The sequence below is a fragment of the Enterococcus spodopteracolus genome, assembly GCF_030441955.1.
GTDB classification, from domain to species: domain Bacteria; phylum Bacillota; class Bacilli; order Lactobacillales; family Enterococcaceae; genus Enterococcus_B; species Enterococcus_B spodopteracolus.
In genome coordinates this window covers 1-14,352 of sequence record NZ_JARJHD010000004.1, presented here as the reverse complement: position 1 = coordinate 14,352, position 14,352 = coordinate 1, and the positions used below count along the sequence as shown (strand labels likewise).

Here is a 14,352-nt window from a genome sequence, read left to right as displayed (position 1 = left end):
TTGAATGTAAAGGGAGAAACAGGCATGCAACGTCAGTGGATAGTATAAAAGTGTAGATCGTTCGTCAGATAGGAAAAGCATGAAGAAAGACGAATACACGTAACCAGTCCTACAAGATAACGAGTTGATGTTACGAATATTCCCCTAAAAAGAAAGTGAATGGAAAAGGTGGTATGTAAAAATGTTTCTTCCACAACTTTGTACGATCACCTCGTATTCTTTGTTGCAAAGTACGATTCGCATAAACGAATACGTTCAAGAAGCAAAGAAACTAGGCTATCAAACATTAGCGATCACAGATAAGGATGTGCTATCTGGGGCAGCGGAATTTTACCGCATCTGTATGAATGAAAAAATACAACCAATTATTGGACTGAACTTGACCTACCAGTTTCAAGAACGTTATTATGAGTTATTACTCTACGCAAAAGATAGAATCGGCTACCAACAATTGATCAAGCTCTCAAGCAAGAAAATGATCCGAGAAAAAATAGAGCTTCACGAGATCGATGAACTCGATCATTTGCTTGTCGTTTTACCAGCCAAAAAATCGATTGCTGATGACTACGGTGTGTCAGCATCATTTGATAGTCATTGGCAAAGTTTGCAAGGGAAAATAGCATCTTCTCATCTTTATGTAGGAGTCACAGAAGAAACGCACCTAGAAGCTCCAGAATGGCTAGCTTATTTACGAGCAAATCAATTTCAACTTTGTGCATTACATCCGATTGCTAGTTTGCACCAAGAGGAACTTTTTTCTTTAGAGACAATGAAACATCTTCGTGAAGGTACGCAACTTTCTTTTGATGAAGTGCGACAAACGACTCGCGATTCAGGTGCAGGGTTTTTGCTTCCTGAAGCAGAGTTAAGACAAAGATTCATGACCGCAGGATTGGAGGAAGCGTTAAACAATGCGCACCAGTTAGCTAAGTCAGTCACATTTGAATTTCAGTTTCATCAGAAATTACTACCACATTATCCTGTGCCAGATAATCGTGCTGCTGGAGAGTATTTACAGGAACTCTGCCAGAAGCAATTAGGGAAGCGAGTTAAAAAAATCACCCCAGCTTATCAAGAACGATTAGATTATGAACTGTCGGTGATCCACCAGATGGGGTTTGATGATTACTTCTTGATCGTTTGGGATGTCATGGCTTTTGCCCATGAAAACAACATCGTTACTGGTGCTGGTCGTGGCTCAGCAGCGGGGTCATTAGTCGCCTACGTGTTGGAGATCACGGATGTCGATCCATTGGAGTATGACTTGTTATTTGAACGTTTTTTGAATCCAGAACGATATACGATGCCAGATATCGATCTAGACATACCCGATAACCGAAGAGAAGAAGTACTGATCTATGTCCGTGAGAAATACGGGCAATATCATATGGCCCAAATCGCAACATTCGGAACTATGGCAGCTAAAATGGTACTTAGAGATGTGGCTCGAGTCTTTGGATTATCGCAAAGCGAAGCTAATCGTTGGTCCAAAGCGATTCCCAACCAATTGAAAATGACATTGAATGAGGCGTATCGGACTTCGAACAAGCTGGTTGAGCTAGTCCAGGCGAGTGAGAAAAATCAATTATTATTCCAAACAGCAAAAATACTTGAAGGTTTGCCACGACACGTTTCCACCCATGCAGCCGGAGTCGTTTTAAGTGATAAGAATCTACTAGAGTTAGTTCCTTTACAAAAAGGATCCGATGAAGCATATTTGACTCAGTATACAATGAACGATGTCGAAGCTATCGGGCTGTTAAAAATGGATTTTCTTGGATTAAGAAATCTGTCCATTATCGATTACACAGTGAAAGCAATCAAACGTGTCGAAAACAAAGTTATCCAACTCAAAGAAATCCCATTAGATGATTCTAAAACGCTACAGCTTTTTCAACAAGGCGAAACAACGGGGGTTTTTCAATTTGAATCTGCGGGGATTCGGAACGTCTTACGGAGATTAGGGCCAGAAAACATCGAAGATATTGCCGCAGTCAACGCCTTATATCGTCCTGGACCAATGCAAAATATCGATACATTTATCGCTCGTAAAAAAGGGAAGGAAAGAATCTATTATCTCGATGATTCATTGGAGCCGATTTTAAACAATACGTATGGTGTCATTGTCTATCAGGAACAGATCATGCAGATCGCTTCAACCATGGCTGGATTTTCTCTTGGCCAAGCGGATATTTTAAGGCGAGCAATTAGTAAAAAGAAAAAAGAAGTGATTGATCAAGAAAGAGATCATTTTGTTCAAGGTGCCAACCAACAAGGGTACAGTAAGGAAAAGGCTAATGAAGTGTACGAATATATCGAACGCTTTGCTAACTATGGGTTCAATCGTTCCCACGCGTTTGCTTACTCCTTTGTTGGCTTTCAAATGGCCTATCTCAAAGTTCATCACCCTGGTGCATTTTTTATGAGTTTGATGAATTCCGTCCGTCACAACACGGCAAAGTTAAAAGAGTATATTGCTGAGGCAAAAAAGTATAAAATAAAGCTGATCCCTCCATCCATCAATCAAAGCTTTTACGGCTTCGAGTTGACGGATGAAAGAACGATCCGTTTTGGATTGACAGCGATCAAAGGTGTTCGTCGAGATTTTGTTGAAGAGATCATTCGTGAACGAAAAGAGGATGGTCCATTCCGTTCTGTTGATCAGTTTCTGATTCGTATCAATAAACGTTGGCTCAAATTAGAGTTGCTACAAACATTAGTTGCATCAGGTGTTTTTGATGAATTAGTAGGAAATCGCAGACAGTTGATGTTGGATCTGGAAGGTAAGATCCAAAACATCTTATATAGTGGTGGTAGTTTAGACCTTTTAGATATCATGGCTTTAAAAGAGGAAGAGGTCGTAGATTATAGCCTTGAAGAGAAGCTTCAATTGGAAGAAGAGCATTTAGGTGTCTATTTATCTGGTCATCCGACAGAAGGGTATGAGCGACTTAAATTAGCAAAAAAAGTACATTTAGTCACAGAAATCGTACCTAAACAAGCCGCAAATGTTTTAGTGATGGTCAAAGAGGTAAGAGAGATCCGTACGAAAAAAGGCGCGTTGATGGCTTTTGTCAGCGGGACAGATAGTAGTGGAGAAATAGCTATTACCGTTTTTCCAGAGCTGTACCGCCAAGCGCGTCCATTATTCAAAGAAAATCAAGTGATTTTCGTGCAAGGACGTTCAGAAATCAGTAAATACAATCAAGAATTGCAGCTGATTGCAGAAGTAGTCGCTGATCCTGAAGAATTGCAACAGCAGTATCCAGAACAAACGTGTTATTTGAGAATCAGGGAAGAGGCAGATCAGTCAGATACGATGAAGCAGCTGCAAGAATTGTTCAAAAAATTCCCAGGATATATTCCTGTTGTGATGTATTATGAAAAAGACCAACGAAAAGTTGTGTTATCTGAAGCCTTTTGGCTCGATGGTTCAGACAGTCTTAAGAAGCAATTAGCTTACCTTTTAAAAGAAGAAAATGTTGTTTTCAAATAACTTACGGTAAAAGATACTATTTGCTTTCATTTTTTTTCATTTTTTTATCAGGAAATCAAGACAAGTGAGCAAAATAATGTTAGAATGTTAGTCGTGGTTAATACAAAGAAGGTTATAAACCTAGGTCTTGCTTAGGATAAAGTAATTTAATGAGGTGAAGATGAATATGAAACGCATCGGAATTTTGACTAGTGGTGGAGATGCTCCTGGGATGAATGCAGCAGTTCGTGCAGTCGTTCGTAAAGGTATATATGAAGGATTGGAAGTTTACGGGATCAATTATGGTTTTGCTGGATTAGTTGCCGGAGATATCCGTCGATTAGATGTTGCAGATGTCGGTGATAAGATCCAACGCGGGGGTACATTCTTATACTCTGCACGTTATCCTGAATTTGCAACAGAAGAAGGACAATTAAAAGGAATCGAACAATTGAAAAAATTCGGTATCGAAGGTCTTGTCGTGATCGGTGGCGATGGTTCTTACCATGGCGCGATGGCTTTGACTAAACGTGGTTTCCCAGCAGTCGGTGTACCAGGTACGATCGATAACGATATTCCAGGGACTGATTTTACGATCGGTTTTGATACAGCAATCAACACAGTATTAGAATCAATCGACCGTATCCGTGATACAGCAACTTCACACGTTCGTACGTTCGTGATCGAAGTAATGGGACGTAATGCTGGAGATATCGCTTTATGGTCAGGTGTTGCTGGTGGAGCAGATGAGATCATCATCCCTGAGCATGATTTTGATATGGCAGTTGTTGCCAAAAAAATCCAAGATGGCCGCGATCGTGGCAAAAAACATTGCTTGATCATTTTGGCAGAAGGCGTAATGGGCGGAAACGAATTTGCAGAAAAATTGTCAGAATATGGCGATTACCATACACGTGTATCGATCTTAGGACACGTTGTACGTGGTGGTTCACCAACTGCACGCGACCGTGTATTAGCAAGTAAATTTGGCGCACATGCTGTTGAATTATTGCAACAAGGAAAAGGTGGTTTGTGTATCGGTATTCGCGACAACGATATCGTTGAGGCTGATATCATCGACACACTAGAAAATAGCAAACACCAACCAGATTTATCATTATATGACTTGAATAATTCACTTTCTTTCTAACTAAAGAAAAGTAGTCAGGTAAATCAATAGATATATATGGGAGTGGGAAGCAGGTCTTCCCAATATCTAACAGATATTTAAGCTTTGAATGGCTTTAAATAAACAATTTGAATGGGAGAGTTTTGTAAAATGAAAAAAACGAAAATCGTTAGTACATTAGGACCAGCCAGTAATTCAGTAGAAACAATTTCTAAATTGATTGAATCTGGAGCAAATGTCTTCCGCTTCAACTTTTCACATGGTGACCATGAAGAACAATTATCACGTATGGTAATGGTTCGCGAAGCAGTGAAGAAAACTGGTAAAGATGTCGGCATCCTTTTAGATACAAAAGGTGCAGAAATCCGTACAACAGTTCAAGGCACAACTGAAGAAGATTTTGGCCGTGCAGGCTACATCAAATTTGAAGTTGGCGACAAAACACGCATCTCAATGGACCCTGAACATGTAGGTTCAAAAGAAAAAATCGCAGTGACTTATCCAGGTCTTTTTGAAGACGTTCATGTAGGTGGACATATCTTATTCGATGATGGTTTGATCGACATGGAAATCATTGAAAAAGATGAAGCAACGCGTGAATTAGTAGTAGAAGTGAAAAATGCAGGTATGCTAGGGTCACGTAAAGGTGTTAACGCACCAGGCGTTTCAATCAGCTTACCAGGTATTACACCAAAAGATGCAGACGATATCCGCTTCGGACTAGATAACGACATCGACTTTATCGCTGCAAGTTTTGTTCGTAAGGCACAAGACGTGTTAGATATTCGTGAAATTTTAGAAGAAAAAGACATGACACATGTTCAAATCTTCCCTAAAATCGAATCTCAAGAAGGTATCGACAACATTGATGAAATCATCAAAGTTTCTGATGGTATCATGATTGCTCGTGGAGACATGGGTGTTGAGATCCCTGCTGAATTAGTACCAATGGTTCAAAAACGTATCATCAAAAAATGTAACGCTGCGGGTATCCCAGTAATCACTGCAACACAAATGTTAGAATCAATGCAAGAAAACCCACGTCCAACACGTGCGGAAGCATCTGACGTTGCCAATGCAGTATTTGACGGAACAGACGCAACAATGTTATCAGGTGAATCAGCAAATGGTGACTATCCTGTTGAAGCTGTTGCAACAATGGCTCGTATCGACCAACAAGCTGAACTAGCATTAGCAGAATTAGGTTCATTCCAATTAAATGAATTTGACAAAACTGATGTAACAGAAACAATCGGTCTATCAGTGGCACGTGCTGCGAAAAACTTAGGCGTAAAAACAATCGTTGCTGCAACTGAATCTGGTTATACAGCAAAAATGATCTCTAAATACCGTCCAGATGCTGATATCTTAGCTGTCACATTTGACGAACGCACAAAACGCGGTTTGATGCTTAACTGGGGTGTGTATCCAACAGTTGCTGAAAAACCAACAACAACAGACGAAATGTTTGAATTAGCTGCGAAAAAAGCAGTCGAATTAGGTTTCGCTTCAGAAGGTGACTTGATTTTGATCACTGCTGGTGTACCAGTAGGTGAACGTGGAACAACAAACGTAATGAAGATTCAAATGATTGGTTCAAAATTGCTTGAAGCACAAGGAATTGGTCAACAATCTGTTGTAGCCAATGCTGTAGTTGCTTCATCAGCAGCAGAAGCAATCAAAAAAGCAAAAGATGGTATGGTATTAGTTGTTCCTTCAACTGATAAAGAATTCATGCCTGCAATCGAAAAAGCAGCAGCAGTAGTTGTTGAAGAAGGCGGTTTGACTTCTCACGCAGCAGTTGTGGGAATTGCACAAGATATTCCTGTCATCGTTGGTGCGAAAGATGCAACTTCAACAATCAAAGATGGTGAATTGATCACTGTTGACGCTCGTCGTGGTATCGTTTATCGCGGAGAAACAACAGCTATCTAATCGAAATCAAAATCAAAAAGAGTGTTGAGAGAAATCTCAGCACTCTTTTTTTTATTCTGTGTATGAGTTGAGCAAGTCATTTTTGGGTTTTCATAAATTCATGGATGACTTCGATCACGTTTTCATGTAAAACCGTTGGTAACTGCTGTGCGCGAGTGGCTAATGAAATCAAAAACCGTGGTTGAGCAGTATCTTCTAACGGAATAGCTACGAGATTATCTTCAGGATGAATTGCGATCTCGGTGAGAAAGCCAATCCCGATATTTTCTCGGATCATGCTTTTCAAAATAGTTAAGTCATTACTCTGATAAACGATCTTAGGTACGATATGCGTTTGCTTAGAAAGCTTTGTAAACGCAGCAGGATGGACGTAGTGTTCATTTAACAAAACAAACTGATCGTTGACTAGCTCTTTAAAAGAAACGCTTGTACGATCTGCTAGAGGGTGTGAAGGGGACACAACGATCATGAAGCGTTTATCCAACAAAGGCTCGATTGCTAGTTTTTGATCGACGATCGGTTGTGTTGATCCAAGAATCGCAAGATCAATCCGCCCTTGATGAATCATGCCATATAGATCACGAGAACCTCCGTCGATGATATCGATTTGATTCATTAATTGATGCTTGATAAAATAGCTCGATAATTTTGGAAAATATTCATTGCCGATGATAGGTGGCATACCAAAGCGCAATTTTTTCTTTTGTAGCTGAGCAATCTCTGCCTTAGCAAGTGTAATTTCTTGTAAGACGGATTGTGCATGGATCAACAATTGCTTACCAGCAGGAGTGATGATCAATTCATGATGGGAACGATCTCTTGTAATCAGTGTGGCACCAATTTCTTTTTCCAGACGTTGTAAGGCATAAGTGATCGTCGGTTGACTGACGTCAAAAAACTTAGCCACCTTAGTAAAGTTTTTTTGTTTGACGATTTGAACATAGTATTCAAGATCTCTCGTATTCATGAATCGATTCTCCCCCTTGACATATAAATAATGTTTATTGTAATCGATAATTTTGACTATAACAAACCTAAAAGACTACACTTAAAAAAGAAATAAGTAATCTACTAGGCTAGTGGCACACGAATCGTCTTTTAGATTAAAACAGAAAATAGAAGAAGCAACATGATTGAGCAGTGTTGGCTCATATCTACAAAGAGATTGCTTCAATAAATGGTTACTGAGGAGATGGAAGAAATGGTATTTTTTCAATCAATTGAAAGTGTGATCAGTATAATCTTGATGATTGGATTAGGCTACGTACTAAAAAGCTTGGGGTGGTTTGATGAACAGTTTGGGGGAAGTATCTCTTCCTTGATCACTAAAGTAGCTTTACCCGCCTCGATTTTTGTTTCAGTTATGAAGAATTTAACTAAAAGCAGTTTGATCGAATTATCTGGAAGTTTGATATATCCGATCGCTGCAGTAATCATTTCTTACCTGATTGCTTATGTGCTAACAAAATTACTTAAGATACAACCAGGTAGACGGGGGGTTTTTATGAATGCAGTAGTGAATGCCAATACGATATTTATTGGCTTGCCACTCAATATTGCTCTTTTTGGCGAAGCCTCTTTACCTTACTTTTTAATTTATTATGTGACAAATACCGTATCGACCTGGGCGTTTGGTGTTTTTTTGATCGCTAATGATGACCCGACAAAAGATCAAACAGAAAAGAAAACGAAGCTGAATTGGAAAAAGCTTTTGCCAGCGCCTTTATTAGGTTTTATCCTTGCGCTTTTCTTCTTAGTGTTAGAGATTCCTGTACCTGATTTTGTAAATTCTACACTAAACTATGTAGGCGGAATCGTGACGCCATTATCATTGATCTATATCGGAATTGTATTATACGATGCAGGGTTGAAAAGTATTCGATTTGATCGGGATACGATCGTGGCTTTGATCGGTCGATTTATCTTAGCACCAGCTATATTGATTGGACTGATGGTAATTGGTAAATATGCCTTTGGTGCGGAATTAGCTCCTCTACTGAAACAAACGTTGATCGTACAGTCAGCTACACCTATGCTAGCTGTCTTACCAATCCTTGCAAATGAAGCCCACGGTGATGTGAAGTATGCAACGAATCTTGTCACGACGAGTACCCTACTATTTGTGTTCGTTGTACCTATTTTAATGCAATTGATCCAATACATTTGATATCTGATCAAACGGTGGTAGTTAGCGACAAAGTAAACGCAGAGCGAATAAATCTCACATAGATGAGAAAAACGCTCTGTGTTTTTTTATGAAGTGTAAGGTGTCAAGAAAATTTCATTGACAACCGACTTTTTGCCCTGTATAATAGCTTTTGTTGCTTAGGAGTGATGAAACTATGAAATGGTCTTTATTGGAATTGAGAAAATACCAAGAGACACCGTTAACTTTTCATGAGACCCTTGACGTAAAAAAGGCTCTTATGAAGCGAGACGATTCAATTTTAGATGTTGCGCCTGTGGAAGTCGAAGGTCTAGTCTCAGTAGATAACAAAGGCTATCTCGTTCATTACACTGCGCAGACGACACTGACTGTTCCGTCCACTCGTTCATTGACACCAGTTGAATTACCAATCAAGCTGTCTGTGGATGAATTGTTTATGACGATGGAACAATACCAACGTAGAGATGCTCAGTTACCTTCAGAAGAAATCCTCTTAATCGAAGGAACGCATCTAGATGTGACAGAGTCGATCGAAGACAACATTTTATTGGCGATTCCGATGCGTGTACTCACAGAAGAAGAAGAGCATGCCACTGAATTACCGAAAGGGAACGATTGGGAAGTGCTATCTGAAGAAGAGTACGAAAAACGCAAAACGGAAGAAGCTGAGACAAAAGTAGATCCTCGTCTTACAAAACTATCAGAATTTTTTGATTCAGCATCAGAAGAAGATGATAACGCGTAAGATTGGAATATATTGTATCAAATATTGATACAAGACTTTACAAGGAGGTGTAGCAAAATGGCAGTACCAGCTAGAAGAACATCGAAAGCTAAAAAAGCAAAACGTCGTACTCATTACAAATTGACAATCAAAGGATTGAACGAATGTCCAAACTGTGGTGAAATGAAAAAAAGCCATCACGTATGTGCAAGTTGTGGTTACTACGATGGTAAGGACGTAATGTCTAAAGAAGCTTAATACATTTTATTTAGAAAATGTAAAACCTCAAGGCTAACCATGGAGCCTTGAGGTTTATTTTTTTGGTTTCTGAAATAACGATTGTATTCGGAATGATAATAAGTAAGAATCATCATCGATTCATACTTATTTGGTTTGCAAGTAAGCTATGTTAAGCTATAATGAGAGAGATTAGGGAGAATATCCCATATGTAGGAGGAGTTTATATGTCAAAACAACAAATCGGCGTTGTCGGAATGGCCGTCATGGGTAAAAATCTAGCCCTTAACATTGAGAGCCGCGGTTACTCTGTTGCACTATTCAATCGTACAGGAGCAAAAACAACAGATGTGGTAGAAGAACATCCAGACAAAAACTTCAAAGCAACATACACGATCGAGGAATTTGTTGATTCAATCGAAAAACCACGCCGTATCCTTTTGATGGTCAAAGCAGGACCAGCAACAGATGCAACGATCCAAGAATTATTACCACATTTAGACAAAGGTGATATTTTGATCGATGGCGGGAATACCTTCTTCCAAGATACGATTCGTCGAAATGAAGAATTAGCCAACTCGGGTATCAATTTTATCGGGACTGGGGTTTCAGGTGGAGAAGAAGGTGCGTTGAAGGGACCTTCGATCATGCCTGGTGGACAAAAAGAAGCGTATGAATTAGTTGCACCGATCCTTGAACAAATTTCTGCAAAAGCAGAAGACGGCACGCCTTGTGTAACTTACATTGGTCCAAATGGTGCAGGCCATTATGTTAAAATGGTCCACAATGGGATCGAATATGGTGATATGCAACTGATTGCCGAATCTTATGACCTGATGAAAAATATTTTAGGTTTATCTGTCGATGAGATGGCTGATATCTTCAAAGAATGGAACGAAGGTGAATTAGATAGCTACTTGATCGAAATCACTGCGGACATTTTGACACGTAAAGACGATGAAGGTACAGGACAACCGATCGTAGACGTGATCCTTGATGCTGCAGGAAATAAAGGAACAGGGAAATGGACAAGTCAAAGTGCTTTAGACCTTGGTGTGCCACTTCCGTTGATCACAGAGTCTGTATTTGCCCGTTATATCTCTGCATACAAAGATGAACGTGTACAAGCAAGCAAAATCTTGACACATACGAATGATTTTGAATTCAACGGTGATAAAAAAGAATTTATCGAAAAAATTCGTGAAGCGTTATACTTCAGCAAAATCATGAGCTATGCACAAGGGTTTGCACAGCTACGTGTCGCATCGAAAGACTATGGCTGGGATTTACCATTCGGTGAAATTGCAAAAATCTGGCGTGCCGGCTGTATCATCCGTGCTCGTTTTTTACAAAAAATCACTGATGCCTACGAAAACAATCCTGACATTGAAAATTTATTATTGGATGACTACTTTGTTGAGATCACTAAGAAATACCAACAAGCCGTGCGAGAAGTTGTTGCGTTAGCTGTCCAAGCAGGCGTACCGGTACCAACATTCTCTTCAGCGATTGCTTACTTTGATTCATACAGAGCCGAACGTTTGCCTGCAAATATCATCCAAGCACAACGTGATTATTTTGGCGCGCACACGTATGAACGTGTTGACAAAGAAGGAATCTTCCATTACTCATGGTATAACGAAGATTAATCAGCTTCTTTATTCTTCAACATGGTAAACAAATAAGTAATAAATGAAAGAGCTGAGGTCATTTATAGAGGGCGACTTCAGTTCTTTTTTAAAATAGTATTCCATGATAAAATGATTATAGATTTTAAATTAACTATTGGTATAATAATAGAGTTTAGAAGCCTAGGAGAGAAAGGACAAAATTGAATGAGTAATATTCTAATCATTGAAGATGAGAAAAACTTAGCCCGATTTGTCGAGTTAGAATTAAAACATGAAGGGTATAATGCTGAAGTACATTACAACGGACGAACAGGTCTAGATGCTGCTTTGAATAATGAGTGGGATGCAATTTTATTAGATTTGATGTTACCTGAATTGAACGGACTTGAAGTTTGTCGTCGTGTACGCCAAGCGAAAAATACACCAATTATCATGATGACTGCGAGAGATTCTGTCATTGATAGAGTTTCTGGTTTAGATCATGGTGCAGATGATTACATCGTCAAACCATTTGCAATCGAAGAATTGTTAGCGCGTCTACGTGCTTTATTACGCCGCATCGACATCGAAGGAGACAAAAATGTGGCAAAACAAACAACGATCACTTATCGTGACTTAACGATCGAAAAAGAAAATAGAGTCGTACGTCGTGGTAATGAAGTCATTGAATTAACAAAGCGTGAATATGAACTATTACTTACTTTGATGGAAAATGTCAACGTGGTACTTGCACGCGATGTTTTATTAAACAAGGTTTGGGGCTACGAAACCGAAGTGGAAACAAACGTAGTGGATGTGTATATTCGTTATCTCCGTAATAAGATCGACGTTCCTGGTGAGGAAAGCTATATTCAAACAGTACGTGGGACTGGTTACGTGATGCGCTCGTGAGCCATTACAATCAAACCGAAAAAAGAGAACTTAAAGGTCCATCCTTGACGATCAAGTGGGCCTTTGCAAGTTCTTTCTTCATATTTGTCGTCTTTACGATTTTTGCAGTGATCGCCTATAAATCATCGATCAATCTAATAGTAGCTAAGGAAAGAGCAAATGTCGAACATACCATTTCTGAAGCGGCTTCTCGTTTATCAAATTCAGATGAGGAGTTGACGTTGATCAATGCCTATCGAAACTTAACGAACGCTGACCAAGCCGGTGGCACTGGAGATGATACTGCTGTCATTGAAGGGAACTTGATGAAAATCGACTCCTTTATTTCCGAACTTGGTCAAGCATCGATGGATCTATATGTTTACGATCTGGATGAAAAATTGATTTTTAAAACACACGAAAAAAGTCGTTCATTGATCCAAACGACCAGGAAGATCCCAACGATCGTTACTTTAGACGGGAAAACTGGCTTTTTATCGATCCAACCTATTTATTCTAAACAAACAAGAGAAAAAATTGGCTATACTCAAACATTTTATGAACTTTCATCTTTCTATGATATAAGAAATAACCTTTTATTGACTTTGATCGTGCTAGAGATTGTCTCCTTGATACTAAGTAGTATCTTAGGTTTCTTCCTATCTTCCTACTTCTTAAAACCGTTAAAAGTATTACGAGATACGATGGATACGATCCGTAAAGATCCACAATCAGATATCCATATGCCAGAGATTGATACAGATGATGAGTTAGCAGACCTTGCTGAGATCTTCAATGAAATGCTAGATCGTATGCGTCTGTATATCGAACAACAAGAACAATTTGTGGAAGATGTATCACATGAATTAAGAACACCTGTAGCGATTATTGAAGGGCATCTCAACTTATTGAATCGCTGGGGGAAAGATGATCCCGAAATTTTAGAAGAATCCCTAACTGCAAGTATGCAAGAAATCAGTCGGATGAAAAGCTTAGTACAAGAAATGCTAGATCTATCACGTGCAGAGCAAGTAGATGTTTATTATGCCAACGAAACGACGAATGCAAAAGAAGTGACTTACCAAGTATTCAATAATTTTAAATTACTTTATCCTGATTATGTTATTACACTGGATGATGACTTACCTAAAGAAGTAACACTACAAATTTTTAGAAATCATTTTGAACAATTGATTATCATCATTTTAGATAATGCGGTAAAGTATTCAACGACAAGAAAAGAAGTCCATATCTCTATTTCATCGACGCTTAGCGAATTTGAGATCGCGATCCAAGATTTTGGTGAGGGAATACCTGAAGAGGACTTGAAGAAAATATTTAATCGTTTTTATCGTGTAGATAAAGCAAGAGCACGAACAAAAGGTGGAAATGGCTTAGGATTGTCGATTGCCAAACAACTTGTAGAAAGCTATAAAGGAAGAATAATAGCAGAGAGTGTAGTAGGGCAAGGGACGATTTTTAGAATTTTTGTACCAATTGTACGAACAGAAGACAAGTAAAGTGATGACTTTGCTTGTTTTTTTTATGAATTTATCGACAAACTTCACTAGGCTATTGATTTCTAAGGAGTTTTTCCATAGCCTTTCCCCTGGAAAGATACGAACTTTAATTGTGAAATACTAGAATAATACAATTAAATAACATCAAAAAACTGTTGATATTTAAACATCTTATACGAATATTCGGCTTTGAAAATAATCGTTGAAAAAAGCATTTTTTCTATTGCAATTTTTTTAAGTCCTTGATATATTATTATTTGTTCTGACAAAGCAGTAAGAAACGTCATGATAAATTATTGAAATTAAATGTTGACGAGGTTTTAATGCTATGTTATAATAACAAAGTCGTTAAAAACAAGGTGACAAAAAACCTTAATATACCAACGAAAAAGGTTGTTGACAAATAACGACTGAGGTGATATATTAATGAAGTCGCTAAGAAACAACGACAATCAACTTTCTAAGTTAAGAAAGAAAAACTTATTGACAACTTCTTAAATAAATGTTAGGATATAAAAGTTGTTAAATAAGAAAGAATAGACCTTTGAAAACTGAACAAAGTAAGACAAACCAAATGTGTAGGGCGTCTTGATTCAATTCAAGACAACAAACATTTTTAACAAGCAAGCAATATGCTAGCAAACAAATTGAGCTTAACAATCGC

Annotated in this window: 10 protein-coding genes; 9 read left to right on the top strand and 1 reads right to left on the bottom strand. The window is 38.6% G+C overall.

Translation table 11 applies throughout. The features are described from left to right. Window positions 1–181 precede the first annotated feature (181 nt). The 3 genes from dnaE to pyk all read left to right on the top strand — a co-directional run bounded on the left by dnaE (window position 182) and on the right by pyk (window position 6,539). Window positions 182–3,496 carry a DNA polymerase III subunit alpha gene (gene dnaE / locus P3R27_RS06715; protein ID WP_034688394.1) on the top strand — a complete coding sequence of 1,105 codons (3,315 nt, stop codon included), beginning with the start codon at window positions 182–184 and terminating at the stop codon, window positions 3,494–3,496. Window positions 3,497–3,662: 166 nt separating this feature from the next. Beyond that, entirely contained in the window at window positions 3,663–4,625 is a 963-nt protein-coding gene (gene pfkA, locus P3R27_RS06710; RefSeq protein ID WP_034688391.1) for a 6-phosphofructokinase, read from the top strand. 129 nt (window positions 4,626–4,754) lie between these two features. After that, window positions 4,755–6,539: a pyruvate kinase gene (pyk, locus tag P3R27_RS06705; protein ID WP_010735840.1), complete on the top strand. Its 1,785-nt coding sequence runs from the start codon at window positions 4,755–4,757 to the stop codon at window positions 6,537–6,539. Window positions 6,540–6,615: 76 nt separating this feature from the next. On the opposite strand, the gene P3R27_RS06700 is transcribed toward pyk, so the two are convergent. Then, entirely contained in the window at window positions 6,616–7,506 is an 891-nt protein-coding gene (locus P3R27_RS06700) for a LysR substrate-binding domain-containing protein (RefSeq protein WP_034688390.1), read from the bottom strand. Between the two features lie 234 nt (window positions 7,507–7,740). Here P3R27_RS06700 and P3R27_RS06695 point away from each other — a divergent pair, with 234 nt between their 5' ends. The 6 genes from P3R27_RS06695 (at window position 7,741) to P3R27_RS06670 (ending at window position 13,688) form a co-directional block, all read left to right on the top strand. Continuing rightward, complete coding sequence (locus P3R27_RS06695) at window positions 7,741–8,706, top strand: AEC family transporter (RefSeq protein WP_034688389.1); 966 nt, start codon at window positions 7,741–7,743, stop codon at window positions 8,704–8,706. A gap of 175 nt (window positions 8,707–8,881) precedes the next feature. Then, window positions 8,882–9,451, top strand: a complete 570-nt coding sequence (locus P3R27_RS06690) for a YceD family protein (protein WP_034688387.1) — start codon at window positions 8,882–8,884, stop codon at window positions 9,449–9,451. A gap of 57 nt (window positions 9,452–9,508) precedes the next feature. Next, complete coding sequence (gene rpmF / locus P3R27_RS06685; protein ID WP_010735836.1) at window positions 9,509–9,688, top strand: 50S ribosomal protein L32; 180 nt, start codon at window positions 9,509–9,511, stop codon at window positions 9,686–9,688. Window positions 9,689–9,894: 206 nt separating this feature from the next. Then, window positions 9,895–11,316, top strand: a complete 1,422-nt coding sequence (gnd, locus tag P3R27_RS06680; protein ID WP_034688385.1) for an NADP-dependent phosphogluconate dehydrogenase — start codon at window positions 9,895–9,897, stop codon at window positions 11,314–11,316. 186 nt (window positions 11,317–11,502) lie between these two features. After that, on the top strand, window positions 11,503–12,189 hold the full coding sequence (locus P3R27_RS06675) for a response regulator transcription factor (RefSeq protein ID WP_010735834.1): 687 nt from the start codon (window positions 11,503–11,505) through the stop codon (window positions 12,187–12,189). After that, window positions 12,186–13,688, top strand: coding sequence for a HAMP domain-containing sensor histidine kinase (locus P3R27_RS06670; RefSeq protein WP_301356786.1), 1,503 nt, complete (start codon window positions 12,186–12,188; stop codon window positions 13,686–13,688). Before P3R27_RS06675 ends, P3R27_RS06670 begins: the two co-directional genes overlap by 4 nt. Window positions 13,689–14,352: the final 664 nt, after the last annotated feature.

Coding starts and splice junctions, on each gene's coding strand:
- gnd (WP_034688385.1), top strand. CDS start 9,895: ATGTCAAAACAACAAATCGGCGTTGTCGGAATGGCCGTCATGGGTAAA.
- P3R27_RS06700 (WP_034688390.1), bottom strand. CDS start 7,506: ATGAATACGAGAGATCTTGAATACTATGTTCAAATCGTCAAACAAAAA.
- P3R27_RS06695 (WP_034688389.1), top strand. CDS start 7,741: ATGGTATTTTTTCAATCAATTGAAAGTGTGATCAGTATAATCTTGATG.
- pfkA (WP_034688391.1), top strand. CDS start 3,663: ATGAAACGCATCGGAATTTTGACTAGTGGTGGAGATGCTCCTGGGATG.
- rpmF (WP_010735836.1), top strand. CDS start 9,509: ATGGCAGTACCAGCTAGAAGAACATCGAAAGCTAAAAAAGCAAAACGT.
- P3R27_RS06675 (WP_010735834.1), top strand. CDS start 11,503: ATGAGTAATATTCTAATCATTGAAGATGAGAAAAACTTAGCCCGATTT.
- pyk (WP_010735840.1), top strand. CDS start 4,755: ATGAAAAAAACGAAAATCGTTAGTACATTAGGACCAGCCAGTAATTCA.
- P3R27_RS06690 (WP_034688387.1), top strand. CDS start 8,882: ATGAAATGGTCTTTATTGGAATTGAGAAAATACCAAGAGACACCGTTA.
- dnaE (WP_034688394.1), top strand. CDS start 182: ATGTTTCTTCCACAACTTTGTACGATCACCTCGTATTCTTTGTTGCAA.